The 25,618-nt window shown below is 75.5% G+C and carries 18 protein-coding genes; 6 read left to right on the top strand and 12 right to left on the bottom strand.

The features are described from left to right. The first annotated feature begins 50 nt into the window (after positions 1-50). Complete coding sequence (locus AB0L89_RS37745) at positions 51-704, top strand: TetR/AcrR family transcriptional regulator (protein WP_365151876.1); 654 nt, start codon at positions 51-53, stop codon at positions 702-704. A gap of 18 nt (positions 705-722) precedes the next feature. Here AB0L89_RS37745 and AB0L89_RS37740 read toward each other — a convergent pair whose 3' ends face one another. Next, positions 723-887: a hypothetical protein gene (locus AB0L89_RS37740; RefSeq protein WP_365151874.1), complete on the bottom strand. Its 165-nt coding sequence runs from the start codon at positions 885-887 to the stop codon at positions 723-725. A 219-nt stretch (positions 888-1,106) separates the two neighbouring features. Here AB0L89_RS37740 and AB0L89_RS37735 point away from each other — a divergent pair, with 219 nt between their 5' ends. Both AB0L89_RS37735 and AB0L89_RS37730 read left to right on the top strand, forming a co-directional pair. Continuing rightward, the gene (locus AB0L89_RS37735) at positions 1,107-2,279 is read left to right on the top strand and encodes a histidine kinase (protein ID WP_365151872.1); all 1,173 of its coding nucleotides are present in this window, start codon (positions 1,107-1,109) and stop codon (positions 2,277-2,279) included. Further along, entirely contained in the window at positions 2,267-2,911 is a 645-nt protein-coding gene (locus tag AB0L89_RS37730) for a response regulator transcription factor (RefSeq protein ID WP_365151870.1), read from the top strand. The genes AB0L89_RS37735 and AB0L89_RS37730 overlap by 13 nt, the downstream gene beginning before the upstream one ends. Before the next feature lie 510 nt (positions 2,912-3,421). Here AB0L89_RS37730 and AB0L89_RS37725 read toward each other — a convergent pair. The 5 genes from AB0L89_RS37725 to AB0L89_RS37705 all read right to left on the bottom strand — a co-directional run bounded on the left by AB0L89_RS37725 (position 3,422) and on the right by AB0L89_RS37705 (position 9,898). After that, entirely contained in the window at positions 3,422-3,589 is a 168-nt protein-coding gene (locus tag AB0L89_RS37725; protein ID WP_365151868.1) for a hypothetical protein, read from the bottom strand. Positions 3,590-3,700: 111 nt separating this feature from the next. Further along, the gene (locus AB0L89_RS37720) at positions 3,701-6,241 is read right to left on the bottom strand and encodes an ABC transporter permease (protein ID WP_365151866.1); all 2,541 of its coding nucleotides are present in this window, start codon (positions 6,239-6,241) and stop codon (positions 3,701-3,703) included. Then, on the bottom strand, positions 6,238-7,089 hold the full coding sequence (locus tag AB0L89_RS37715; RefSeq protein WP_365151864.1) for an ABC transporter ATP-binding protein: 852 nt from the start codon (positions 7,087-7,089) through the stop codon (positions 6,238-6,240). The genes AB0L89_RS37720 and AB0L89_RS37715 overlap by 4 nt, the downstream gene beginning before the upstream one ends. A gap of 139 nt (positions 7,090-7,228) precedes the next feature. Beyond that, positions 7,229-8,212, bottom strand: coding sequence for a UDP-glucose 4-epimerase GalE (gene galE / locus AB0L89_RS37710; RefSeq protein ID WP_365151862.1), 984 nt, complete (start codon positions 8,210-8,212; stop codon positions 7,229-7,231). 72 nt (positions 8,213-8,284) lie between these two features. Further along, positions 8,285-9,898, bottom strand: a complete 1,614-nt coding sequence (locus AB0L89_RS37705) for a glycosyltransferase family 2 protein (RefSeq protein WP_365151860.1) — start codon at positions 9,896-9,898, stop codon at positions 8,285-8,287. A gap of 112 nt (positions 9,899-10,010) precedes the next feature. Here AB0L89_RS37705 and AB0L89_RS37700 point away from each other — a divergent pair, with 112 nt between their 5' ends. After that, entirely contained in the window at positions 10,011-11,708 is a 1,698-nt protein-coding gene (locus AB0L89_RS37700) for a glycosyltransferase family 39 protein (protein ID WP_365151858.1), read from the top strand. Here AB0L89_RS37700 and AB0L89_RS37695 read toward each other — a convergent pair. Continuing rightward, positions 11,693-13,222, bottom strand: coding sequence for a hypothetical protein (locus AB0L89_RS37695; protein WP_365151856.1), 1,530 nt, complete (start codon positions 13,220-13,222; stop codon positions 11,693-11,695). The genes AB0L89_RS37700 and AB0L89_RS37695 overlap by 16 nt on opposite strands. Further along, positions 13,219-16,716: a CDP-glycerol glycerophosphotransferase family protein gene (locus tag AB0L89_RS37690; RefSeq protein WP_365151854.1), complete on the bottom strand. Its 3,498-nt coding sequence runs from the start codon at positions 16,714-16,716 to the stop codon at positions 13,219-13,221. Before AB0L89_RS37690 ends, AB0L89_RS37695 begins: the two co-directional genes overlap by 4 nt. 148 nt (positions 16,717-16,864) lie before the next feature. On the opposite strand from AB0L89_RS37690, the gene AB0L89_RS37685 reads away from it, so the two are divergent. Then, positions 16,865-18,964 carry a CDP-glycerol:glycerophosphate glycerophosphotransferase gene (locus AB0L89_RS37685; protein ID WP_365151852.1) on the top strand — a complete coding sequence of 700 codons (2,100 nt, stop codon included), beginning with the start codon at positions 16,865-16,867 and terminating at the stop codon, positions 18,962-18,964. Between the two features lie 6 nt (positions 18,965-18,970). Here AB0L89_RS37685 and AB0L89_RS37680 read toward each other — a convergent pair whose 3' ends face one another. Continuing rightward, entirely contained in the window at positions 18,971-19,795 is an 825-nt protein-coding gene (locus AB0L89_RS37680; RefSeq protein ID WP_365151850.1) for an SDR family NAD(P)-dependent oxidoreductase, read from the bottom strand. Between the two features lie 54 nt (positions 19,796-19,849). Between AB0L89_RS37680 and AB0L89_RS37675 the strand changes: the two genes are divergently transcribed. Beyond that, positions 19,850-20,710 carry a helix-turn-helix transcriptional regulator gene (locus AB0L89_RS37675; protein WP_365151848.1) on the top strand — a complete coding sequence of 287 codons (861 nt, stop codon included), beginning with the start codon at positions 19,850-19,852 and terminating at the stop codon, positions 20,708-20,710. Here the strand turns inward: AB0L89_RS37675 and AB0L89_RS37670 are convergent. From AB0L89_RS37670 to AB0L89_RS37660, 3 genes are all read right to left on the bottom strand, one after another. Then, positions 20,707-23,556: a stealth conserved region 3 domain-containing protein gene (locus AB0L89_RS37670; protein ID WP_365151846.1), complete on the bottom strand. Its 2,850-nt coding sequence runs from the start codon at positions 23,554-23,556 to the stop codon at positions 20,707-20,709. The genes AB0L89_RS37675 and AB0L89_RS37670 overlap by 4 nt on opposite strands. After that, positions 23,553-24,596: a hypothetical protein gene (locus AB0L89_RS37665; protein ID WP_365151844.1), complete on the bottom strand. Its 1,044-nt coding sequence runs from the start codon at positions 24,594-24,596 to the stop codon at positions 23,553-23,555. Before AB0L89_RS37665 ends, AB0L89_RS37670 begins: the two co-directional genes overlap by 4 nt. A gap of 66 nt (positions 24,597-24,662) precedes the next feature. Further along, positions 24,663-25,565, bottom strand: a complete 903-nt coding sequence (locus AB0L89_RS37660; protein ID WP_365151842.1) for a class I SAM-dependent methyltransferase — start codon at positions 25,563-25,565, stop codon at positions 24,663-24,665. Between the last annotated feature and the right edge of the window lie 53 nt (positions 25,566-25,618).

The raw sequence follows: 25,618 nt of genomic DNA, 5'->3' as shown, positions 1-25,618 counted from the left end.
TCGTTACGTCGGAACGCAACCGTATCGTCGTGACGCTTTATGCTGTCCGCATGACGACGAGCAGGACGCCAGGTGAACGGGCGGGCGGGAGCGGCGGGACGAAGGGCGGGCCGCCGCGCCGCAGGGCCCCCGCCGGAGCCGCCGTGCTCCGCGAGGACGTGACGGAGGCCATCCGGGCCGCCGTCTTCGAGGAGCTCGCCTCCGTCGGATACGCGCGCATGTCCATCGAGGGCATCGCCCGGCGCGCGGGCGTCGGCAAGACGGCCGTCTACCGCCGCTGGCGCTCCAAGCTGCACCTGGTGCTCGACCTGGTGTCGGCGATAGCGGTGCAGGGGCTGCCCGCGCCGGACACGGGCGCCCTGGAGAGCGATCTGCGGCTGCTGTACGAGGTGACCTCGCGGGCCCTGCGGCACCCGGTGGCCTCGCAGATCATCCCCGACCTCCAGGCCGAGGCCGCCCGCAACCCCGAGATCGCCGAGGCCCTGCAGAAGGCGCTGCGCGAGGGACAGCACGGGGTCGCCAGCGGCATCGTGCGGGCCGCCGTCGCGCGCGGCGAGATGCGGGACGGCGCCGACGAGGACCTGGCGCTCGACCTGGTGTCGGGGCCGCTGTACTGGCGGTCCGTGGTCGTGCGGGCCGAGCTGCCCAAGGGGTACCTGGCGAGCCTCGCCGCGGCGACGGCGGCGGGGCTGCGGGCGCTGTGAGCCCGGCCCCGGCGGGGGCTACGCGTCGCGGCGGCGGGTCAGGAACAGGGTCACGCCCGCGCCGAGCGTCACGACGCCCGTGACGACGCTGATCAGCGCCTGCTGCACGCCGTCGAAGGCGAAGCTGGTCGAGACGTTGACGGCGAGCGCGACCACGAGGACGGACCAGAGCAGGGCCTTCATGGTGGGTTCCTTCCGGGGGAGGGTCGGTAGGGCCGTCGCACCGTGCGGCGGCTTGTGATCAACTCTGCCTGCCGCGGACCGCGGGAACGAGGGGGTGCCCTCCCGAACCCATGGTGTAGCCCGCTCCACCATCGAGACCCTTGGTGTAGCGCACTCCACCATCGAGGCGGGAGCCCGCTCGCTCCCGGCGCCCGCACCCCGTGACCTAGCCTTTCCCGCATGAAGGAGACGGTGCGGCGCGCGGGGCTCGCCACGGTGCAGCTGGGCAAGGGGGCCGCCCTCGCCATCGGCTCGTACCTCTTCATGGCGCTGATCGTCTTCACCGCCTTCGTCACCCTGCTCGTCGTCGGCGCCGGGGTGCTGCCCGAGACCGTGCTGCTGCTGCGCCGCACCACCGGCTACAAGCGCCGCCTCGTCGCCGGCTGGACGGGCGAGCCGGTCCCCGAGGCGTACCGCCCGCTCACCGGTGGCCTGCGCGACCGCGTCGGCGCCGCCGTCCAGGACCCCTGCACCTGGCGCGACCTGCGCTGGCTCTTCGTGCACTTCGTCTACGGCTGGATCCTGCTGTACGTCGCGCTGCCCCTGTGGGGCGTCGGGCTGATCGTCGACGGGGTGTGGTGCGGGCTGCTCGGGCGCCGGGCCGTGGTCCTTCCGTTGATCGTTCGCCTCGCCGACCTCGACGCCCGCTGGTCGCGTGTGCTCCTCGAACCCTCGCCGGAGGCGCGGCGCACCGCCGATCTCGCCGAGCGCGTCGAGGAGCTCACCGTCACGCGGGCCGGCGCCGTCGCCGCGCACGGCGCCGAACTGCGCCGCATCGAACGGGACCTGCACGACGGCACGCAGGCCCGGCTCGTCTCCCTCTCGATGCGGGTCGGGCTCGCGCGCCGGGCGTACGACAAGGACCCCGAGGCGGCGAAGAAGCTGCTCGACGACGCGCAGGACCAGGCGGAGGAGGCGCTGACCGAGCTGCGTCACGTGGTGCGCGGCATCCACCCGCCGATCCTGACGGACCGTGGGCTCGTGGGGGCCGTGCGGGCGCTGGCGGCCGGCAGCGGTCTCGACGTGACCGTGACGGTGGCGGGCGACGGGGTGGAGGAGGGGCCGCGCGCCCCCGCCGCGGTGGAGGCCGCCGCGTACTTCGTGGTGGCGGAGGCCCTGACCAACGCCGCCAAGCACAGCGGGAGCGAGCGGGCCGCGGTGGAACTTTCGCGGGCGGGCGCGGTGTTGAGGATCGTGGTGCGGGACGAAGGGCGGGGCGGGGCCGACGACGCGGGGGGCAGCGGGCTGCTCGGGATGCGGCGGCGGGTCGCGGCGCTCGACGGGACCGTGCGGGTGTCGAGTCCCGTCGGGGGGCCGACCGTGATCGAAGTGGAGCTGCCGTGCGCGTGGTGATCGCCGAGGACAACGCCTTGCTGCGGGAGGGGGTGGTGCTGCTGCTCACCTCCGCGGGGCACGAGGTGGTGGCCGTCGCCTCCAGCGGTCCCGAGGTGCTGCCGGCGCTCCTCGAACACCGGCCGGACGTCGCCGTCCTTGACGTGCGGATGCCGCCGGGGTTCCGGGACGAGGGGCTGCGGGCGGCGCTGGCGGCGCGGGCGGAGATTCCGGGTCTTCCGGTGCTGGTCCTTTCCCAGTACGTCGAGGAGACGTATGCCGCCGAGCTGTTGGGCGGGGGCGCGAGCGGGGTCGGCTATCTGCTGAAGGACCGGGTGGGGCGGGTCGACGAGTTCCTGGACGCGCTGGAGCGGGTGGCGGGGGGCGGGACGGCGTTGGACCCGGAGGTCGTCACGGAACTGCTGACGCGGCGGCGGGACGATCCGGTGGACTCGCTGACGCCGCGTGAGCGGGAGGTGTTGCAGCTGATGGCGGAGGGCCGTGACAACGCCACGATCGCGTCGACGCTGGTGGTCTCCGACCGGGCCGTCAGCAAACACATCGGCAACGTCTTCGCGAAACTGGGCCTCCCCCCGACGGACAGCGGCCACCGGAGGGTACTGGCGGTACTGGCTTACCTGAACCGGGGGTAGGGGGGCGCCTGTTGTCCGTCTCGGGGGCGGGTGGCGGTGGCGGTGACGTCTGGCGGGGCGCCTTGGGCTGGTGCGCCTTGGGTTCGTCTGTGGGGCGGGGCTGCGTTGGCGTCTGCCGGTGCGCCCTATGTCCGTCTGTGGGGCGGGGCCGCGGGGGTATGTGCGTACTCGCCATCCCTGCGCCCCGCCCCAAGTCCAAAGACGCTATTGCTGGCTCGGTGCTCCGTTCGCACATACCCCCACGTCCCCTCGGGCCGGTCAGGCGCGTGCGACCCGGTGGGGGCCGGTGCGCCCGCGCCGCGGCGGACGGGACCGTGCCGCTCCGCTGTGGGCGGCGGCACTGGCTGGGTAGCCGCTCCTGCTGTGGGCAGGCGTTCCGCACGGCGGAACGGGTGGGCACAGCCCCCGGTGCCGGGCAGCGATAAAGGTGGCTCCAGCCCCGGCGCAGGCGGGGAAGAACCCCGGTGCCGGGCGGCGATATAGGTGGCGCCCGCCCCGGTGCTGGGGGCGCTACGGGGTGAGGAGGGTTTCCGTGAGGTGATGGAGGCGACGCGCGGCCGGGAGGGAGAACTCCGGGGCGCCGACGTCGACCTCGTACCGCACCGAAGACCCCGGACGACGGTCCGCGTAGCCCACGCCCAGGAGCGAGTTGAGCCGCCCGTCCTGCGCGAGGGCCACAACCCCGTCGTACGCACGGGCCAGCTGAAGGTCCTCCCGGAAGACCGGCCCCCCCGCCCCCGCCCCCGGGCCCGGCGACGTTGAGGACGACCGGCGCCCCGGCCGCCTGGCCTACGCCGCGCGGGCCGGATAGCGGCCACGGAGCGCGGGCCGTGACGGGAGCAGTGTGCCCGCGGCCGTCGTCGCGGCGACCACCAGGGCGATCAGGGCCGCCTGCGCCGGGGCCAGGCGCGGCAGGGAGTGGGCCAGGGCCAGGCCGAAGGCGAGGAGCGGGACCGAGGCGACCGCCGTGCCGACCGCGAGGCCCGTCAGCGCCGTGGCCGCCGCCTCCAGGCGCAGCATGTGCCGCAGCTGGCGGCGGCCCGCCCCGGCGAGCCGCAGGAGCGAGAGCTCGGGACGGCGTCCGACGGCGATGAGGGACAGCGTGCTCAGGACGGCGATCACCGTGAAGCCGCCGATCGCGCCGACCGCCGCCGCGGTCACCACCTCGCCCAGCGCCCGGTCCTCGGGGTCGAGCCGCTCGGGCGGCGGGCCGGCGGTCACCCGCGCGCCGGGGGCGGCCGCGCGCAGGGCGTGCGCGGTGGTGGTGCCGCCCGCGGCGACCAGGACGCGGTCCGTGGGCGGCGCGGACGTGTGGCGCAGCAGGTCGGCGCGGTGGAACAGGAAGGAGCCGAGGGCCAGTTCGCGGTCGTACGTCGCCACCACCCTCAGGCGTGCCTCCACGCCGTCCCCGAACCGCAGCGTCACCGTCGAGCCGGGGCGCACGTCCAGGGCGCGCGCCCGGTCCCGCCCCACCGCCACCGTGCCGGGGCGCAGCGCGTCCAGGTCGCCGTCCCGGACCGCCGGGTCCAGGGTGCGGGAGAGGCCCTCGGGGGTGACGCCGAGCACCGGCAGGCGGTCCAGGCGGGGCGAGCCCGTCTCGCGGCCGGCCAGGACGACCGTGCCGCGGGTGAGGGCCGTCGCAGCCCGTACCCCGGGGACGTCCCTGATCCGTGCCAGGGCGGCCGGGGGCAGGCCGCCTGGAGCGGTCAGCGCGTAGTCCGCCCGTGCCGCGCCGCCCGCCTGGGCGGTGGCCGCGTGCGTCATCGTCGTACCGGCCGACAGCTGCACCACGACGAACGCCGTGACCAGGACGACCGGGGTCAGCGCCGCCCCCAGCCGGTGCGCGGACGCCGTGCAGTGGGCCGCCGCGAGCCGGCCGCCCACGCCGCCGAACCTGCGCAGCGGCGCGCCGAGCACCCGCATCGCGCCCTCGGCGATCCACGGGCCGAGCAGCGCGCACGCGATCACCATGACCACCGCCGCCGCACTGGCCGCGGCGGCGGCCGCCGCGCCGTGCTGGAGCGTCGCGGTGCCCGCCGAGCTGACGCCGAGGAACAGCAGGACCAGGCCCGTCACGTGGCGCGCCCGGCCCGGTGCCGGTTCGCGCAGCGCCTCCGCGGGGCGCACCTTCGCCGTCCGCGCGCACGCGATCAGCGCGGCGAGGCGGGCGATCAGGAGGGTCAGGCCCGCCGTCACCAGGGGAGCGGGCAACAGCCATGGCGGGAGCGGGAGTTCGAGGCCGGGCGGCAGCGCCCCGCGGGCTTCGAGCAGGGCGCGCAGGCCGAGGTACGCGGGGAGCGCCGCCACCGCGCCGGCCAGGGCCGCGCGGGCCGCGACCCGGCCCACCTCGCGGCCCACCGCGCCCCGCAGCTGCCGCGGTGTCGCGCCGACCGCCCGCAACAGGCCCAGCTCGTGCGCGCGTTGCCGCAGGGCCTGCGCCACCGTCGACGACACGACGAGCACCCCGATGAGCACGACCGTGGCGGCCACGGAGCCGAGCATCGCCAGCAGGGTCCACCTGGCGGGCGCCGCCGCGAGGAACTCCGCGTCGCCGCGCCCCTGCCCGGTCAGGACGCGCAGACCCGCGCCGTCCCCGTCGGCCCGGTGCCCCACGCTGCCCAGGCCCGCCGCGTCCAGCGCGTGCCGCACCCGGGCGTACAGGGTCGCGGTGCTCGTGCCGGGCTCCGCCGTCACACCGATGGCGGCCACCGAGCCGGGGCGGCCCGCCAGGCGGCGCGCCTCGGCGGCGGTGAAGTAGACGGCGGCGCGCGGCCCTCGGGCCACGCCGGTCACCGTGTACGCGGTGTCCTCGCCGGCCGCCCGCACGGTGACGCGCTCGCCGACGCGGGCCGTGCCCGCGCCCACCACCACGTCGGTGGCGCGCCGGGGCGCGTTCCCGTCCCGCAGGGCGTACGCGCCCAGCCGGGCCGTGTCCCACGGGCGCCCGGTCGCGGCGTCGCCCCCGACGCCGACCGGGAACACCTCGTCGGCGACGGCCGCGCGGACCCCCGGCACGTCACGCACCGTCCTCAGCGCCGCGCGCGGCACCCGCACGCGCTCGGTGAGGCCGGCCGTCGCCGTCTCGGGGTCGCTGCCCCACGGCGTGGCGGTGTAGCGGGTGTTCTGGTCGCCGGTGACGACGAGGTCGGCGGCGGCGTAGCGCTCCACGCGCGCGTGCCCGAGCCCGGCCGAGGCGAGCGTCAGGGCGAAGGCGCCCAGCAGGAGCGAGGTGAGGGCGAGCGCGGCGAAGACCGCGGCCCAGGCCCTGCGGTGGGTCCGCGCGGCGCGCGCGGCGAGCAGCCTGGTGACGTGCACGGTGGTCCCGCTCATGCCGCCCGCCGCCCCAGCGTCCGCATGATGCCGTGCACGTGGGCGGCGTCGGGTTCGGCGAGCCGCGTGACGATCCGGCCCCCGGCCAGGAACAGCGCCTCGTCCGCCCAGGCCGCCGCGGCCGGGTCGTGGGTCACCATCACGACCGTGTGCCCGTCCGCGTCGACGGCCCGCCGCAGCAGCGCGAGCACGTCCCGCGCGGTGGCCGGGTCGAGGGCGCCGGTCGGCTCGTCGGCGAAGACGACCTCGGGCGCGGTGACCAGGGCGCGGGCGACGGCGACGCGCTGCTGCTGGCCCCCGGAGAGCTCCGCGGGCCGGTCGGCCGCGCGGTCGGCGAGACCGACGGCGGCGAGGGCGTGCGCGGCACGTTCCGCGTCGGCGGTGCCCGCGAGGAGAAGGGGCAGAGAGACGTTCTCCAGGACGCTCAGCGACGGCACGAGATTGTGCGCCTGGAAGACGAAGCCGACGCGCTCGCGGCGCAGCCGGGTCAGCGCCGCCTCGCCGAGCCCGCCGATGGCGACGCCCCCGATGCGCACCGTCCCGGTGCTGGGCCGGTCGAGCCCCGCCGCGCACTGCAGCAGCGTCGACTTGCCGGACCCGGAGGGTCCCATGACGGCCAGGAACCGGCCGCGCGGCACGGCGAGGTCGACGGGTTCGAGCGCGGTCACGCCGCGCCGGTACGACCTGCCGACGCCGTCGAGCGTGAGCGCGTCGGGAGCCGCTTCTTGTCCGGCGTGCGCCGCCTCGCGCACGTCGGTCGCCGACCCCTGCGCGCCACCCGCCGCCCCCGCGCCGGGTGCCGTCACCCGCCCGGCGGCCGTCGTCCCTGAAGCCCGTCGCCTGAACATCCCCGCGTCCTCCCGGTGCCCGTCACCCCTGCGGTGACCGTCCCCGAGAACGCTAGAAACACCAGGTCGGCGGGGCGAGAGAGCGCGCCCCCGTCCCGGTGGTGGAGCCTGCTACACCCCCGGGCGCCCCGACGGCGGCTCAGTCGCGCGCCGCCTCCGGGTGCAGCCGCACCCAGCCCGCCCACGCGGACGTCACCATGTCGCGCACGTCGCGCTTGGCGGACCAGCCGAGCTCGGTGGTGATGCGGTCGGCGGCGGCCACCACGCGGGCCGGGTCGCCGGGGCGGCGCGCGGTGACCTCGGCGGGGGTGTCGTACCCCGCGACCTCGTTGATCAGGTCCGCCATCTCGCGGACCGACACGCCCTCGCCCCGGCCGATGTTGAGGGTGAGGTCCGTGCCGGGCGCGGCGGACGCGAGCCTGCGGGCCGTGGCCACGTGGGCCTCGGCCAGGTCGACGACGTGGATGTAGTCGCGTACGCAGGTGCCGTCGGGGGTGTCGTAGTCCGCGCCGAAGATGCGGGGGGCCGCGCCGTCGGTGAGCTTCTCGAAGATCATCGGGACGAGGTTGTAGACGCCGGTGTCGGCGAGTTCGGGGGAGGCCGCGCCCGCCACGTTGAAGTAGCGCAGCGACGCCGTCGCCAGGCCGTGCGCGCGGCCCGCGGCGCGCACCAGCCACTCGCCGGCGAGCTTCGTCTCGCCGTACGGGCTCATCGGCAGGCACGGCGTCTCCTCGGTGACGAGGTCGACGTCGGGCATGCCGTACACCGCGGCGGAGGAGGAGAGGACGAAGGAGGGCACGCCCGCCGCCACCACCGCGTCGAGGAGCACCCGCAGGCCCTCCACGTTCTCGTGGTAGTAGTGCAGCGGCCGCTCGACCGACTCGCCGACCTGCTTCTTCGCCGCGAGGTGGATGACGCCGGTGACCGCGTGGTCCTTGAGCGTGCGGGCCACGAGGTCCGCGTCGAGGGTCGAGCCGGTGACCAGGGGGACGTCCGCGGGCAGCCGCTCGGGGATGCCGGACGACAGGTCGTCGTAGACCACGGTCCGCTCGCCCGCCTGCGTCATGGCACGGACGACATGCGCCCCGATGTATCCGGCGCCGCCGGTGATCAGCCAGGTCATGTCGTCTTGTCCCGTCTTGTCGCGAGTGTGTTCGTGGACGTGCAGTGTCGCAGAGGCCGCGTGAGCGCCGTGTCAGCGGACCAGCCGGGCCAGCCGCCGCTTGGCGACCCCGGCCACGCCCCGCACCCCGGGCGCGAGCCGCACCGCGAGGTTGCCCGCCCGCGTCGCGTACGGCTGGACCAGGAGCACCCCGCGCCGCCTGCTCGGCACCACCGCGCGGCGCAGCAGACCGGGCCCGGCGACGGCCCGCGCGGTGCTGTCGCGGGCCGTCCCGTCGTCGAAGCGGAGCCGCAGCCGCAGGTCCCACACGCCGCCGGGCAGCGAGCCGAGGTCCAGCAGGACCGTGGCGAGCCAGGTCTCGCCGGGCCGCTCGGGGCCGAACGCGGCGGTCCTGCGCAGGCCGGGACGGCCGCTTCGCCGGTCGATCAGCTCGACGTCGACCGTGGCGGGCCCCGCGTCCGCCACCCGTCCGTACAGCTCGTGCAGCCGCAGCGTGAGCCGGGCGGCGCCCGAACCGGGGTGCAGCTCGCCGTCGACCGCGAGGGGCAGCAGCCGCAGCGGCCGCACGAGCAGGTGCTCCAGGGTGACTTGGGGGAGGTCGTCGGCCCAGATCGGCGTGGTGTCGGCGGCCCTCGGGTACGGCGGCACGAGCCGGGCCGGGCGGGCCGCCACCTGCGTGAGGCGGTCCAGGTCGCGGGGCTCCTCGGAGGCGAGGACCACGCGCGCGATGACCCGGCCCGGCGCGGGCGCGGCGTCGAGGTCGGCGGTGTCGAACGTCGTCAGGTAGGCGCGCGTGAGCGCCCACCACTCGCGCTGGTACGCGGTGCCGCGCGCGGTGAGCTCGCGGGTGTACATGCGCAGGCCGTGGTCGATGAACTTGGCGCGGGCCGCCCGTGCGAGCCGCTTGCCGCCGGTGCCCCGCGCGTCCCGCAGGATCTCCACGGACTGGCGGTGCGCCTCCATGCGGGCCTGCCAGTTGGCGACCCCGGAGCGGTCCAGGGAGATCGACAGCTTGGCGGCGGCGCGGCGCACGTGCCACACGTAGACCGTGTCGGGCACCAGCGCGATGCGGGGCGCGGCGGCGAGGACCCGCGCGGTGAAGACGAAGTCCTCGTAGATGAAGCGGCCTTCGGGGAAGCGGACGGCGTGCTCGCGCAGGAAGTCCGTGCGGTAGAGCTTGTTGACGCACAGGGTGTCGTGGACCAGGCGGGTGCGCAGCTCGGGGCGGGCGACGAGCTGTGCCTTGCGGTACAGCTCCGGCTGCCAGGGCACCTCGTGGCCCGAGGGCAGCTCGCGGCGCACGCAGAGCCCGGCGGCGACCTCCGTGCCGTGCTTGAGGGCGGCGGCCAGCAGCGCGTCGACGGCGCCGGGCGGCAGCACGTCGTCGCTGTCGAGGAACATCACGTACGGGGCGGAGGCGGCGTCGATCCCGTCGTTGCGGGGCGTGCCGCAGCCGCCGCTGTTGGTGTCGCGGCGGAGCACCCGCACGCGCCGGTCCGCTGCGGCGAGCGTGGCGAGGACCTCGGCGCTGCCGTCCGTCGAGCAGTCGTCGACGGCGATCACCTCGTGGACGGCGGGTCCCTGCGCGAGCGCCGAGCGCACCGCGTCCGCGACATGGGTCGCGTCGTTGTAGCCGATCACGACGACGGAGACCTGGGCGGGCGACTGAGGCAGGGTGCGTTCCACGGGGGAAATGTTAGATGCTGACGGTAATTATCGGACTAAGGGGGCTTTAGGGGGCGGCGCCCGACGCGTCAATCCCCGGTAAAAGTGGGGTTAGTAGCACAAACTCTGCACCATGCACGCCAAGGTGCCCCACGCACCCCGCACAGCCGCCGAGCGCCTCCCCGCGCCCGGCCCCGCCCGCTCCTTCCCCGCCTCTTTCCTCGCTGCGCTGCTCCCCGCCCTCGTCATGCTCGCCCTCGGCCTGTGGGGTCTGGAGCGCGGCACGGTGTGGCGCGACGAGGGCGCCACCCTCCAGGTCGCGCGCCGCTCGCTCCCCGAGATCCGGCATCTGCTCCACCACGTCGACGCGGTGCACGGCCTCTACTACGCGCTCATGCACGTCCTGCTGCCCGCCGACCCCGGCGCGTTCGCGCTGCGCCTGCCCTCCGTGCTCGCCGCCTCCGCCACCGCCGCGCTCGTCGCCGCCCTCGGCACCCGGCTCGCCCGCCCGCGCGTCGGCCTGTGGGCGGGGCTGCTCTACGCGGTGACGCCGCTGGCCGGGCACTACGCGCAGGAGGGCCGTTCGTACGCCCTGGTCGCCGCCGGGGCCGCGCTCGCCACGCTGCTCCTGGTGCGCGCGGCCGACCGGCCGGGCCGCCCCGCGGCCTGGTGCGCCTACGCGACGGCCGCCGCCTGCACCGTCCTGCTCCACGAACTCGCCGTCCTGCTCCTCCTCGCCCACGCGGTCACCCTGCTGCTCTCCCGCGTGCCGCGCGCCGTGTGGCGCGGCTGGGCGGCCGCCGCCGGGGCCGTCTGCGTCCTGCTCCTGCCGCTGCTGCTCGTCTCGCGCGGGCAGTCCGCGCAGGTGTCGTGGCTGGTGCCGCCGGACGCTGCCGCCGCCGACCGGCTGCTGCGCGCCTTCGCGGGGCCGACGACGCGCGTGCTGGCCTGCGGTCTGGCCCTCGCGACGGTCGCGCTGGCGCCGCCGTGGCGGGCGCGGGGCCGGCTCGCTCTGCCGGCCGTGGCGCTGCCGCTGCTGGTCCTGCCGCCCGCCGTGCTCTTCACGGTCTCGCGGCACTGGCCGCTCTACCAGGACCGCTACGTCCTGTTCGCCCTCGCGGGCCTGCCGCTGCTCGTGGCGGCGGGCGCGGACCGGGTGGCGCGCGGGGCCGGGGCTCTCGCGCGAGGGGCATGCCTCCCGCACTCCCGGTTCGTACGCGGTCCCGGTTTCGTGAGCCGTCTTCGCTTCGCGCGTCCCGGTGTCGTGAGCCGTCTTCGCTTCGCCCGTCCCGGCTCCGTACGCCGTCGTCGTTTCGTGTGCCCCCGAGGTGCCGTCGCCGTCCTCGGCGCCGCCGTCGTCGGGCTGGCCCTGTGGTGGCAGTTGCCGCTGCACCGCCACGACCGTGCCGTCGGGCACGGGCGCGAGGACCCCGCCGCGGCCTCCGCCGTCGCCGCGCGCGTGGTGCGGCCCGGCGAGCCCGTCCTGTTCCTGCCCGCCACGGCCCGGCGCGTCGCCCTCGCCCACCCCGACGGGTTCCGCCGTGCCAGGGACCTCGCGCTCGGCGCCTCGCCCGCCGCCTCGGGCACGCTCTACGGCGAGGAGGTACGCCCCGCCGAACTGCGCCGCAGGCTCGCCGCCGCGGACCGGGTCTGGGTCCTGACCGAGCCGCCGGTGCTGCGCGAGGCCCGCCGGCGGATCGCCCGTGCGGGGGAGGCCGGGCGGGGACTCGGCACCGAGCGGCTCAAACTCGACGTCCTGGAGCGGGAGTTCGTGCCCCGCGCCCCCTACGCCGTGCCGGGGGCCACGCTGCGCCTCTACGTCCGCCGCTGACCCGCGCCGTTCACCCGCGCGAGGACCTCGCCGGTGCGCGGGCTCCAGTCGACGACGACCGCCTCCGGCGGCGCCTTCTGCTCGGGTTCGAGCAGCAGCCACCGCACCCGGTAGCGGCGGACGATCTCCGCGCGCTCCGCCCGGGTGGAGCCGGGGGCGAGGTAGTCGTGCACGGCCTTCAGGCGTACGTCCCGCACGTGCTCGTCGAGGGAGGGGTCCGGCCAGGCGGGGGCGACGAGGTTGGCGCCGTAGCCCGGCACCGAGCGGGTGGGGCGGTAGCCGTCGGTCAGGACGACGTCGCCCCGGCGCATGTGGCCGACCGCCCAGGTGTAGCCCGGCCAGCGCGGCGGCTGGTCGAAGCCGACGGGGTCCAGGGCGCGCGGCACGACGGCGCCCGCCTGGAGCTGGCAGAAGCCCACGCAGGCGCCCAGCGCGGCGGCCCCGGCCAGCGCGCCGCGCCGCCAGCCCCAGGGGCGGGCCGCCGCCAGCTCGCTCGCCAGCGCGAACTGGAGCGGGACCAGGGTCAGGCCCAGGATGCGGCCGTAGGTGTAGTGGCCGCTGACCCAGCCGTAGCCGACGACCGCGCAGTCCAGCGCGAACATCAGGACCAGCGGGTCCCTGCGGTCCCTGCGCAGCCGCAGCCACAGGGCCGGCAGGCCGAGCAGCGCCAGCCAGAACCGCTGCGGCATCTCCGTGTAGAGCTGGCGGTGGATCCCGTCGACGGACGGGTCGCCGACCAGCGAGAAGACGCTGTAGTACGGCCAGACCACGGCGAGGGCCGCCGCGGTCACGGCGGTCGCCGCCCAGGGCCACACGGTGCGCCCGGACGCCGCGAACGCGACCACACCGATCACCGCCGCCACCGACGAGATCGGGTGGACGAGCAGGATCACTCCGCACAGGGCGCCCAGGCCCACGTACGCCCATGGGCTCCGCCGCGGCCCGCGGACCAGCGCGCCCGCCCACGCCCAGGCCCAGAACGCCAGGCCGATCGCGAACGTCGACGGGTAGCCGAGGTTCCCCGTCATCGACATCAGGCCCAGATAGCCGCTCCACCACGCCATGCGCGTGCCCCAGAGCAGCACCATCGCGCACAGCGCGAGCACCGGCGCCCAGGGACGGGCCGTCAGGGCGCGGACGAAGCGGCCGATGCCGGTGAGCAGGACGAGGAGGTTCAGCGGCCCGGAGAGCTTCACGACCTCCCAGCCCGCGAGGCCCGTCGCCTTGGCGAACAGGCCCTGGGCGACGGCGTACGGCGAGTAGTACGCGCTGCCGTCGCCCGGCAGGTCCGCCATCGGGTGCGCGGGGTGGAGGAGGTTCTCCTTCAGGCGCTCGACGACGGCCGCGTGCTGGCCGAAGTCGCAGCACATCGGGACCCGCCAGAAGGCCAGCGACATCACCAGCCAGAACAGCCCGCCGAAGACCAGATAGGGAGTGGGGCGCCACCGCGGCCCGCCGCCGCGCAGCGCCGTCGCGCCGTGGGCGACCCGGCGGGTGAGCAGCGCGCCGCTCACCGCAGCAGCCTCTCCGCGACCCGGGCGGCGGCGCGTCCGTCGTCGAGGTCGCAGTAGGCCTCGCGGAACGCCGCGTACGCCTCCGCGTGCCGGGCCGCGATGGCGTCCAGGTCGCGCAGCGCCTCCACGACCTCGCCGGTGGAGGCGAGCAGCGGGCCCGGGGCGCGGGTCTCGAAGTCGAGGTAGAAGCCGCGCACCGTGTCGCGGTAGTGCTCCAGGTCGTAGGCGTGGAAGAGCATCGGACGCCCGGTGTGCGCGAAGTCGAACATCAGCGAGGAGTAGTCCGTCACCAACACGTCCGCGACGAGCAGGAGTTCGGCGGTGCGGGGGTGCGCGGACACGTCACGGACGAAGGGCGCGCGGGCGCCCGGCAGCCGGCCGGAGGTCAGCGGGTGCTTGCGCACCAGCAGGACGTGGTCGTCGCCGAGCACGGACTCGGCCGCGCGGAAGTCGAGCGCGGGCTCGTAGCGGAATCTGCCCGGGGCGTACGCGAGATGGTCCCGGAACGTCGGCGCGTACAGGACGACCCGCTTGTCCGGCGCGATGCCGAGCTCGCGGCGGACCCGCTCGGCGACCTTGCGGCGGTCCTCGGCGAACAGCACGTCGTTGCGGGGCGAGCCGGCCTCCAGGACCTCGCCGTCGTAGGCGAGCGCGCGGCCCAGGTGCGGGGTGGCGAAACGGTTGGGCGAGACGAGCACGTCCCACTGGCGGGACAGCTTCGGCAGCGCGTCGAGGTGGCCGTGGTCGGCGTAGAGGGTGTCGGTGAGGTCGGTGCCGATGCGCTTGAGCGGGGCGCCGTGCCAGGTCTGGACGACGGTCTGGCCAGCGCGCCGCTCGAAGAAGTCCGGCAGGTGGCCCGCGGTGACGATGCGGCGGCAGCGGGCCAGCGCCTCGTACCAGGCGGCGCTGTGCTCCTCGACGCCCCGCGCCCCGGCCGGGACGCGCGTCTGCTGGTCGTGGGTGACCCACAGGTGCGTGACGTCGGCGCCGCGCCGCACCAGCTCCTCGTGGACGGCGCGCGGCGAGTCGCCGTCGAAGTACAGGACGGCGTCGGTCAGGGGAAGTTCGCGGCGGCTCGGGTAGTGGACCGTGCGCAGCTGGTGCCGCCGGTACGCGCCGCGCTCGGAGCGCGCGAGCACCGAACCGGACTCGACGAGGAGCCGGTCGCCGAAGCGCCGGTCGACGGTGAACTCCCGTCCCTGGACGGTCTGTCGCAGCGGCAGCGTGCCGGACACGGAGGCCAGCAGCCGCACGGGCATGCCGTCCGCCGCGCGGGGCGTCTGGAGGCCGGTCGCCCCCGCCTCCCGCAGGAAGGCGTACCACCGCCCCTCCCGCAGCGCCCCGCCGCCCGGCGCGACCACCGCGCGGAAGCGGTCGCCGTCCCGCTGGAGGGGGGCCGTCAGCTCCTCGTCGCGGCCGCTGTGCCGTAGCACCAGCTCGGGGTCGGTCCAGCTCGCCGCGGCCGCCGTGCCCGCCACGGTCAGCGTGCCGTCGGCGGCCCAGGCGACGTGGTCGGCTACCGGCTGCCGGGTCAACTCGACGACCAGGTGGCCGTGTTCGTTGGCGGTGGCGCACAGTTCGCGGCCCGCCCGCGAGGCGTAGCGGCCCGGCGGCAGGTCGAGCGTGGCGGCCAGGGGGGCCTGCTTGCCGCCGGGCAGCACGAGGCCGGCCTGCCAGCGGTCGCCGTGCGGCGGTTCGACCTCCTTGGGCGCGCGGTGCGGGGTGGGCGCCACCGACTCCAGGTCCCGCAGGGCGATGCGGACCTCGAAGCGGTCGCCGGTGAGCGTCACCGGGCAGTCGACCTCCGTCCTGGAGGGCTTGTGGGTCAGGCGCAGGGCCTCGGGGCGCGGGCGGCCGGGCAGGGTGCCGCTCAGCACCACGTCGTCGCCGTCGCGACGGTGGGCGTCCACGCGCGCCGCGTACTCCTGGATCCGCAGCACCAGGCGCCCCTTGCTGAAGCCGAGGACCAGGCGCAGCCCGTCGCCGAGTTCGCGCACCACGGTCTGCGCGGACGCCCCCTCCACGGCCCGCACCGCGGCGCGGCGCACCGTGCCGTGGCCCGCGACGAACACGCCGAACAGCCAGTTGCCGGGCTGCCAGCGGCCGCCGGTCTTGAGCTGCTCGGGGTCGACGGTCATCTCGAAGCCCGACAGGTCGTAGCAGTGCAGCCGCTGCCGCGAGTGCTCGGTGGCCTGCGGCGCGGCGACGGTCCGTGTCGGCACGTGCCGGAACGTGCCCCGGGAGTGCGCCGACTTGAGCAGCCCCGTCTTGACCGAGTGGCCGGGGCGGGTCGCCCCCAGATTGCGTACGTACGCGTATCCGCTGATCCGCAGCGTGCCGTCGGGCTCCCACCGGGCCTCGCTGACCCGTGCCACGGTGGGCAGTTCGCGCCGCCCGATGCGCGCCAGCTTCTCGGGCACGCGGCCGACCCCGGGGTAGGAGACGCTGCGGCGGAGGGTGCCGCGCACCTGGAAGGCGGTGCCGTTGGCCCGCTCGAAGGCGAGCAGCTCGATCAGCTCGGCGAGCCGCGCCTCGCGCACGAGCTGCCACTTCACGCGCAGGTCGACGGGGAGTCCGGCGATGACGGCCGGGTCGGCGCGGCGCAGGAAGGCCGCCGTGTCGGCCATGAACGCGGCGCGGTACTCGGGGCCGCCCATCGGCAGCCCCTCCAGGAAGTACACGAAGTCGTCGCGCAGGCAGGACACGTCGTACGTCTTCTTCATCTCCGGCGCGTGTTCGGCGAGGAAGCCGCTGACGTGCGCGCACGCCGCGATCCGGTCGCGCACGCCCTTGACGTCGGTGCGCCGCCGGGTGATCGAGCCCTCGCGGACGCGCCAGTAGTAGACGTGGTCGCTGAGCACGTCCACGGACCCGGCGAGGAAGTGCGCCGGGATCATCACGGGGGTGTCCTCGTAGAGCTTGCCCTCGGGGAAGGTGAAGCGGTGCCGGTCCCAGAAGGCGCGCCGGAACACCTTGTTCCAGGCCACGCGGTCGGAGAGCAGGTCGAGGTCGCGGCCGATGTGGGTGCGGGTGCGCGGCTCGGTCAGCCACTGGTACTGCCAGGCCTGGGAGCGGCCGCGTTCGTTGAGCCGCCAGACGTTGCCGCTCACGAAGTCGGAGCCGGACGCGTCCAGGCTCGCGATCATGCGCTCGTACGCGTCGTGCGGCACGACGTCGTCGCTGTCGACGAAGGTCAGGAACTCGGCCGTGGGGGAGGCCTTGCGCACGCCGGTGTTGCGGGCGGCGCTCAGGCCCGCGTTGCGCTGGCGGACGTAGACGAAGCGGGGGTCCCTGGCGGCGAACTCACGGGCGATGCGGGGGCTGGCGTCCGTGGAGCCGTCGTCGACGAGGATGCACTCCAGGCCGCCGCGGGCCTCGGCGCCGTCCGGCAGGCCCGGTCCGGCCATGGTCTGCCCGGCGATCGACTCCAGGCACTCCTCCAGGAACTCCTCGACGTTGTAGATGGGCACGACGACGCTGAGACGGGGCTGCACGGCGACCGGCCTTTCGTGGGAATACGGGCATATTCGTCCCCTTTGCCCGTTCCCGGCTCCCGATCGTCAACTTCTTTGCCCTCGATCACCCCAACGAGTGACGAGCGGTCTTCGACAGGCGGTGCCCGGCTGACTACCGTCGGTTCTCATGTCGCGCTTCTCGGTTGTCGTCCCCGCCCACCGCGTCCAGGGCTACCTGCGGGACTGCCTGGACTCCGTGCTCACCCAGTCCTTCGGCGACCTCGAACTGATCGTCGTCGACGACGCCTCGCCCGACGCCTGCGCCGCGATCGCCGCGGAGTATGCGGAGCTCGATCCACGCGCGCAAGTCGTCCGCGTCCCCGCCCACGCCGGACCCGGCCCCGCCCGCAACATCGGCGCCGACCGCGCCACCGGCGAGCACCTCCTCTTCCTCGACGGCGACGACCTGCTCCTGCCGGGCGCCCTGGAGGCCGTCGACGCCGCCCTCACGGCCGCCGGCGACCCGGACGTCCTGCTCTGCGCGCACGACCGCGTCGACTGGTGGGAGACCGTCCGCCCCGGCGGCGACGATCTCGCGGGCGACCCCCTCGCCGTCACCCCCGCCGCCTGGAACCGCGTCTTCCGCCGCGACTTCTGGCACGCGCAGCGCCTCTCCTTCAGCGACGGCGCGTACGAGGACGTGGTGCCCGTCCACACGGCCGCCCTGCGGGCCGGGGAGCGGCTCGCCGTCCTGGACCGGCCGTGCGTGCGCTGGCGCGAGCGGCGCGGCGGCAGCTTCTCCAAGACCCCGGGCCGGCGCCACTTCGCCCTGGCCGAGCGGTACGAGGAACTGCTCGCCGCCGTGGCGCCCGACGAGCGCGCCCGGCTCCTGCCGCACGCCGCCGCCCACCTGCTCGCCGTCCTGGAGGACCCCGGCCGCATCCGCGAGGCCGACCGGCGGGACTTCTTCCGCGAGGCGGCCCGCGTCCACCGCGCCCACGCGCCCACGGGCGCCGAACCCCGCACCCCCGAGCACAAGGCGCTCGCCACCGCCTCCTACGCCGCCTACGAAGGGCTGCGCAAGGCCGAGAGCCGACGGCTGCGCGTCACCCGGCAGCTCACCCGGCAGAAGAAGAAGCTGCGCGCCCGCGCCATGCGCGCCGTCTACCGCGCCGACCTGCACCGCGGCCTCGACCCGCACCTCGCGGTCTACGGCGCCTACTGGAACCGCGGCGTCTCCTGCAACCCCGCGGCGATCCACGCCAAGGCCCGCGAACTCGCCCCGCACGTGCGGGGCGTGTGGGTGGTCTCCGGCCGCAACAGGCACAAGGTGCCGCCGGGCGTCGAGTACGTCGTCGAGGGCTCGCGGCCCTACTGGCAGGCGATGGCCACCGCCACGTACCTCGTCAACAACTCCAGCTTCCCCGGCGGGTTCACCAAGCGCCCCGGCCAGGTCTACCTCCAGACCCACCACGGCACCCCGCTGAAGAAGATGGGCCTGGACCAGCGCCGCTACCCCGCCGGCACGCACGGCATCAGCTTCCAGAAGGTCCTCGACCACACCGACCAGTGGGACTTCAGCCTCTCCGCGAACCCGCACTCCACGGAGATCTGGGAGCGCGTCTACCCCTCTGTCGCCTACCAGGCCCTGGAGGCGGGCTACCCGCGCAACGACGTGTACTTCACGGCCGACGACGAGGACGTGGCACGCGTGCGCGCCCAGCTGGGCGTCGACGACGGGCGGACCGTGCTGCTCTATGCGCCCACCCACCGCGACTACCAGAAGGGCTTCCTGCCCCGCCTGGACCTCAGGCGCTTCGCCGAGCGCCTCGGCCCCTCCTACGTCGTGCTGGTGCGCGCCCACTACTTCTACGGGGCGGACGCGGGCCTCGACGCCCACCCGCAGCTCGTCGACGTCACCGGGCACGCGCGCGTGGAGGACCTGTGCCTGGCCGCCGACGCGCTCGTCACCGACTACTCCTCCCTCATGTTCGACTACGCCTGTCTGGACCGCCCGATCGTGACCTACGCCCCCGACTGGCAGGCCTACCGCCTCGCCCGCGGCACCTACTTCGACCTGCTCTCCGGACGCCCCGGCGAGACCCCCGGCGCCCTCGCCACCACCGAGGACGAGCTCGCCGAGCTGTTCCGGACCGGCGCCTGGGACACCGAGGGCACGACCGGACTGCGGTCGGCGTTCCGGGGGCGCTTCTGCCCCTACGACGACGGGAAGGCCGCCGAACGCGTGGTCCGGCGGCTCTTCCTGGACGGGGAACGCTCCTCCTAGCGGCCCTCAGGCGCGCATGCCGCCGTCGACCCGCAGGACCGTGCCGGTCACGTACGAGGCGCGGTCGCTCAGCAGCCACGCGGCGGCCTGCGCGATCTCCGCCGGGTCGGCCGCACGGCGCAGCGGCGTCAGGGAGTTGAGGTGCTCGATGGTGCCGGGGGAGCGCTCGTCCCACTCGTACAGCATCTCCGTGAGCGTGGTGCCGGGCGCGACGGCGTTCACGCGGATGCCCTCGGGCCCGTAGGTGGCGGCGGCCGACGCGGTCAGGCTGTTGAGCGCGCTCTTCGTCGCCGCGTACGCGGGCAGCTCCGGGTTGGCCATCAGGCTGCCGACGCTGGAGGTGTTCACGATCGCCCCGCGCCCGGCGGTGGCGCGGATCGCGGCGATCTCGGCGGTCATGGCCAGCCACGAGCCCTTGAGGTTCACGGCGCCGACGGCGTCGAAGTCCTCCTCCGACAGCTCGTCCATCGGGCCGGGCGGCTGCGGGCTCGCACCGTTGTTGAAGGCCACGTCGAGGCACCCGTACCGCTCGACGGCCCGGCCGACGGCGGCCCGGACGCTCGCCCCGTCGGCCAGGTCGCACACCACGTGGTCCGCGGCGCCCCCGGCCGCCCGGATCTCCTCGGCCACCGCCTTCAGCTGGGTCCCGGTACGGGCCGCGAGCAGGACCTGCGCGCCCTCCCGGGCGAACAGCCGCGCCGCGGCGGCGCCGATGCCGCGGCCTGCACCGGTGATGAGGGCCACCTTGCCGGCGAGCAGGCCACAGGGGGCGGTGGACGGGGTCTGTGTGTCGTTCATGCCGTCGAGCCTGGGCCCGGCCGCCGCGCTCATCCAGGCACCGGCAGTACCTGGCTGGGCCGCCCGGCACCCGCGCACAATGAAGGCGTGGATCAACGTGCACGACGAGAGCTCGGCGGCTTCCTGCGCAGCCGGCGCGAGCGCATCGCCCCCGCCGACGTGGGACTGCCCGCCGGGACGCGCCGCCGCACCCCGGGGCTGCGCCGCGAGGAGGTGGCGCAGCTGGCCTTCATCTCGGCCGAGTACTACACGCGGCTCGAACAGGCCCGTGCCCCGCACCCCTCCCGAGAGGTGCTGGCCCAGCTCGCCCGCGCGCTGCGCCTGTCGGACGCCGAGCGCGACCACCTCCACCACCTCGCGGGCACCCCGCCGGGCCCGCCGCCCGGCCCCTCGCGCGAGGTCCGGCAGAGCATCGTCGACCTGATCCGGCGCCTGCCCGAGGCCGCGGCGGTGGTGGTCTCGGCGACGTACGAGGTCATCGCCTGGAACGACCTGGCCGCCGCCCTGATGGAGGACTTCTCGGCCCTGCCGCGCCGGGACCGCAACCTCCTCCGGCGCGCCTTCCTCGCCCCGTACCGGGACGGGCTGCGGCTGTACGGGGTCTCGGACGCGGAGCAGTTCGCCCGCACCGCGGCCCGGCACCTGCGCACCGCCGCCGCCCGCTACCCCGACGACCCCGAGGTGGCCGCCCTCGTCGAGGAACTCCGCACCGGCAGCGAGGAGTTCGCCCGGCTCTGGGCCGACCACGACGTGGCCTCCCGGCCCACGCTCTGCAAGACCTTCGCGCACCCCGTGGTCGGCCCGGTCACCGTCAGCTGCGACGTCCTGGACATCGCCGACCGCGACCAGCGGGTCTTCCTCTACACCGCGGCCCCCGGCTCGCCGTCGGACCAGGCCCTGCGCCTCCTGTCCGTCCTCGGCACCCAGCGCATGGGTGTGCCCGGCTAGCCGTTCGATCGCCTCTCGTACGGCGAGCGCACCGGGAAGTACGCCGTCAGGAACGACCGGATGGCCAGGGCCATCTCCTGGTCCGCCAGGCCGCCGCCGGGCGATTCCCCGATGCAGAACGCCGTCTTGTCGCGGCTCTGCAGCAGCCGGCCGAGGCGCGCGTGGTCGGCGCGGTCGCCGATGTCCACGAAGTCGTACGCGATGCCGCCGGGCACCGCACGGCCGGTCAGGTAGGCGTAGTGCTGGTGCAGCGACGAGACGAGCGCCAGGTCGCCGGTGGAGCGGAAGCGGCTGCGGGACGTGGCCGCCCACTCCTCGGGGAAGCGCTCGGCGAGCTCCGTGAGGACGCTGCGGCGCAGCGCGTAGGGCACGTGGAGGAAGCTGTGCGTCGTCGTCCTGCCGAACGCGGCGCGCAGCAGCTCGCGGTTGTTCTTCGCCGCCGCGAGATAGCCCTCGTCGTCCGGCGCGACCGGCAGCGCGGGCACGGACGCCGAGGACCAGAAGAAGCGGGGCAGGCCGTTGCTGAGGAAGAAGGTGTCCGGGTTGGTGGGACGGCCCAGGAACATGTCGTCGTTGAAGTAGAGGAAGTGCTCCGACAGGCCCTCGATGCGGTGCAGTTGCGACTCGATGGCGTGCGAGTTGAAGGTCGGCAGGCACGCGTCGGGGTCGGCGAACAGGTCGCGGTGGTCGACCACCGTCAGGCCCGGGTGGTCCCGGTCGAGCCAGGGCGGGGTCTGGCCCGCCGTGACGAGGTACACGTGCCGGACCCAGGGCGCGTACATCGCCAGGGAGCGCAGGCTGAAGCGGAGCTCGTCGCGGTTGCGGAAGCGCACGGCGCCCGTGTCCGCGCCGGTGCCGGACCCGGCCGGGGCGGCGTCGCCGCCGAGCGCCGTCTCGCGCGCCGCCCGCCACGCGGGGTCGCTGTCGTCGACCCAGGTGTAGACGGCATCGACGGGGAAGTCGACGTCCTTGACGAGGAGTTCGGCGAACACGTCGAGCGTCGGATACGTGCGGTCCGCCACGCGCAGCGTCGCCGTGGGCGTGAGCGAGGGCAGCTCGGAGCCGGCCAGCGTGGTGCCGAACGGCGCCCGGAAGGAGGACCCGTCCGCCGCCCGCGGCCAGAACGCCACCGTGCAGGCCTGCCCCGCGCCGTGTCGCAGCGAGAGCGTCGACGTCGTCACCGGCTTGAAGACCTTGACGCCCGCCAGCTCGCCGATCCCGTCCAGGCGTTCGGCGAGGACCGCGCCGGGCGCCGCGTCGCGCGGCCGGACCAGCTCGGCGTAGACGGGCCGTCCGCGCAGCGCCCCGGCCAGGGCCTTGAGCGCCCGGTCGCGTTCCTCGGCGGCCACGGCCAGGGTGTGGGACGTGCCGTCGGCGGTGCGCACCAGGCAGTAGGGGACGTCCTGCGACTCCAGCGCGGACGCGGCGAGCCGGAGGTTCAGCTCCGCCATGTGCGGGGTCAGGAGGTCGTCGCGGCGCTCGGCGAGGCGGCCCACCGAGCGGATGACGCGGCCCGTGGTGTCGGCGGCGATGATCTCGTCCTCGCGGGCCCGCTCGTCGGCGGCGGCCGCCGCCTCGAAGGTGTGCGGCGCGGTGGGCCTGAACCCGCTGCCGCCGGACGCGACGCCGAGCGCCACCCGGTCCGCGCGCCCGCGCAGCCGCTCCGGCCGGTCGCGGCCCGCGACGAGCCGCGTGTACAGCTCCTCCCAGCGCGCGGTGACGTCCGTCGAGGAGAACCGGGCGTAGACGCCCTCGCGCGCGGCGCGGGCGAACCGCCGCCGCTTCTCGTCGCTGCCCATCAACTCGTCCATGGCACAGGCGAGTTCGTCGATCTCGCCGGGCGGCACGAGGAGGCCGTCGATGCGGTGCCTGACGATCTCGGCGGGCCCGGTCAGCACGTCGTACGCGACGACCGGCACCCCGGCGGCGAGCGCCTCCAGGAGCACCAGCGGGAACGCCTCGTTGTGGCCCGCGGTCATCAGGCTCAGCCCGGCCTTGGCCCACTCGGCGGCCATGTCCTGGCAGGGGCCGAGCAGTTCGACCCGGTCGTGCAGGCCGAGCCCGTCGACCAGGCGCCGCAGATGCCGCTCGCGGTGGCCGCCGCCGAAGACCCGCAGCGTCCAGTCGGGGTGCGCGTCCGCGACCTTCGCGAAGGCCCGGACGGCGTGGTCGACGCGCTTCTCGCCGGTCAGCCGCGCCGCCATCACGATGACCTTGCCCTCGCCGTCGGCGCGCGGCCGGAAGCCGTCGGGCACGGCGTTCGGGATGACGGCCAGCTCGGGGGCGGTGGGGCCGAGGGACTCCGCGATCCAGTCGCGGGTGCGCTCGGTCAGCGTGACCAGGGCGTCCAGGCGCGGCGCGTGCAGCAGCAGCGGCTCGCCGGAGGGGCCGCGCCGCTGGGTGGGGCGGTGCTCCTGGTGGACGGTGACGACCCGCGCGGGCGCCAGCGCCACGGCGGCGGCGAGCAGCGCGGGCGTGGTGGTGACCAGGACGTCGGTGTCGAGCGTGCCGAGCGCCGCGGTCAGCTCGATGTCGGAGAGCCGGTCGAAGGCGTCCTCCCAGGCGGGCCTGATCAGCTCGCTGGGCAGCGCGGCGAGCGTACGGCAGGCGGCGTCGTCCAACTCCGTGTCGCGCAGCGGGCGTTCGGGCGTGACCGTGCGGTCGACGAGATGCCGCACGGGCAGCCCGCGCGCCTCCGGGAAGAACGGCTCGGCGCGCGTCCTGAAGACGGAGACGACCTCGACCTCGATGCCGGGGCGCTCGGCCAGGTGCTGCGCCTGGGTGTACGTGGCGAGCTCGGTGCCGCCCATCTCGTCGCCCCAGCCGAGCAGATACGTGATCTTCATGGGGTCTCCTCCGCGAGCTCCCGGGGGCCGGTGCCGGGGCCGGTGTCTTCGGTGATGTCCTGGCCGAGGTCGTCGGTGATGTCGCGGCACGTCACCGCGAAGGCGCCGGACGCCGTGAAGTGGGCGTGGGCCCGGACGATCGCGCCGTCCGGCAGCGCGACGACGCGGAAGGGCGTGGGGTAGGCGGCGGACGGGTCGCGCACGTCGGACAGCCACCGGCCGAGGGGGAGCGGGCCGACCCGGAAGTCCCACACCCACTGCCCCGGACCCGCCCCGGCCATCGCGGCGAGCGGCACCCGCAGCGCGAACGCCGTGCCCCGCCAGAGCACTTCGGCGGGTACGACGACGCCGTCCCGCCGCCGCACGGCCTCCGCCCGGCCGGGGGCGGCCCCCGCGACGAGCCGCCCGTGCACGGTGATGCCGTCGCCGCGCGGCACGAACCGCACCAGTTCCGCGCGGGGCAGCGACCGGGTCGCCTGGAGCACCGCCCGTCCGCCGCGGGCCGCCACGACCCGCACGAGGGTTCCGGTCAGCGGGTCGGGGGCGTGCGGGGCGATCGGCGTCGCGGGCGCGGCTCCCGCGACGGCGACCGCGAGCCCGTACCGCCGGACGCGCCCGTCGCCGCCCCGCACCTCGGCGGTCACCCGCCACACGCCGTCCCGCATGTCGCGCAGGGTGGCGGTGGCGGTCAGCAGGGGACGGGCGCCGGTGTGCGGCTCGTACACCAGGGGGACGGCGATCCGCCGCACCCCGCGCCCGACGACGAGCCGCGCGTCCCGCACCTCGCCGGGCACGTCCCCAGCGTCGAGCGCGAGATTGAGCGTGCGGCTGTCCCGCAGGGACAGGTGCACGGGCACGAGCAGTCCCTTGACCTCTTCGGCCCCGCCCGGCCACCGCCCTGGAAGGCCGCTCCCGCTCCTCGTCCTGCCCGCCACGACCCGCTCAAGTCGGAAGCGGGTGCTCCGTGCCGCGCCGAGCAGGCGCCGGACGCGGGGCGGGAGCCCGGGGCGGCGGGGCGGGTCGAACCGGATGCGCTGCATCTGTTCACTCTGACCGCTCCGGCCCCGGACCTCTCGCGCAGCTACGCCATTCTCGCGGCGGTCGCCTCAGCCCCGCTTGATCCGCCGCACCGCCCGCGTGATCACCGGCGGCAGCAGGTTCACCGCGATGCGGCGGCCCAGGGGCCGCTTCGCGGGGCGGGGCGAGGCCTTGGGCGCGCCCTGCGGGGGGATCGCCTTCGCGGCCGGCGCGGGGGCCGCCCCGGCCGCCGGCTTCGGGGCCGGCTTCGGCTTCTTCGCGGTCAGGCGCAGCACCGCCTCGCCGTCGATGAGGTCCTCGCTCACCGTGCAGGTCGGCACGGTCCCGGCCCACGCGCGCAGCCGCTCCTGGAGGTCGGCGGTCTCGCCCCAGGTCGCGTACATCTTGCTGCCCGACACGCACACCGGCCGCATGCCCTTGTTGAAGACCGCCTCCCAGACGGCGGCGGAGACGCCCGGCGTGTGCTCGGTGCGGTAGTCGTCGAGGGAGACGACGCCGTAGGGGCGCAGGATCTTGCGGGTGGTCTCGATGTCGACGCTGACGTCCTCGTACATGTGCGAGGCGTCGATGTGGATGAAGCGGCAGCTGTCCGCGGGGATGGCGTCGGCGAGCACGTTGGTGCGGCCCTGCACGATCGTGGGCAGCTCGTCGTGGAAGGCCAGGTAGTTGTTCTCGAAGGCCCGCAGGGACAGCGTCTTCTGGTAGAAGTCCCGGGTCTCCTCGCGGCTGTACGTGCCCTGGGACTCGTCCCCGAACAGGTCGCAGACCGTGAAGTTCTCGCCCTTCTGGACGTGACGTCCCATCACGATCGTGGACTTGCCGAGGTAACAGCCCATCTCCAGGACGTCGCCGCCGCGCTCGGCGGTGGCCTCCAGGAAGAACGCGAACAGCTGCTGGTCGAGCCGGTGGAACCAGCCCGGCACCTCGTCGAGCGTGGCGGGCTTGGGCAGGGCGGTCTCGGTGGGGCTCATGGTCGTCACTCCTTGGGGTGGGGGGAAGGGAAGGGCGTACGTAGGGGGAGGGG

The organism is Streptomyces sp. NPDC052114 (assembly GCF_040680155.1).
GTDB lineage: Bacteria > Actinomycetota > Actinomycetes > Streptomycetales > Streptomycetaceae > Streptomyces.
The sequence above is the reverse complement of the archived record's forward strand: the minus strand, read 5'-3'. Positions and strand labels throughout refer to the sequence as shown.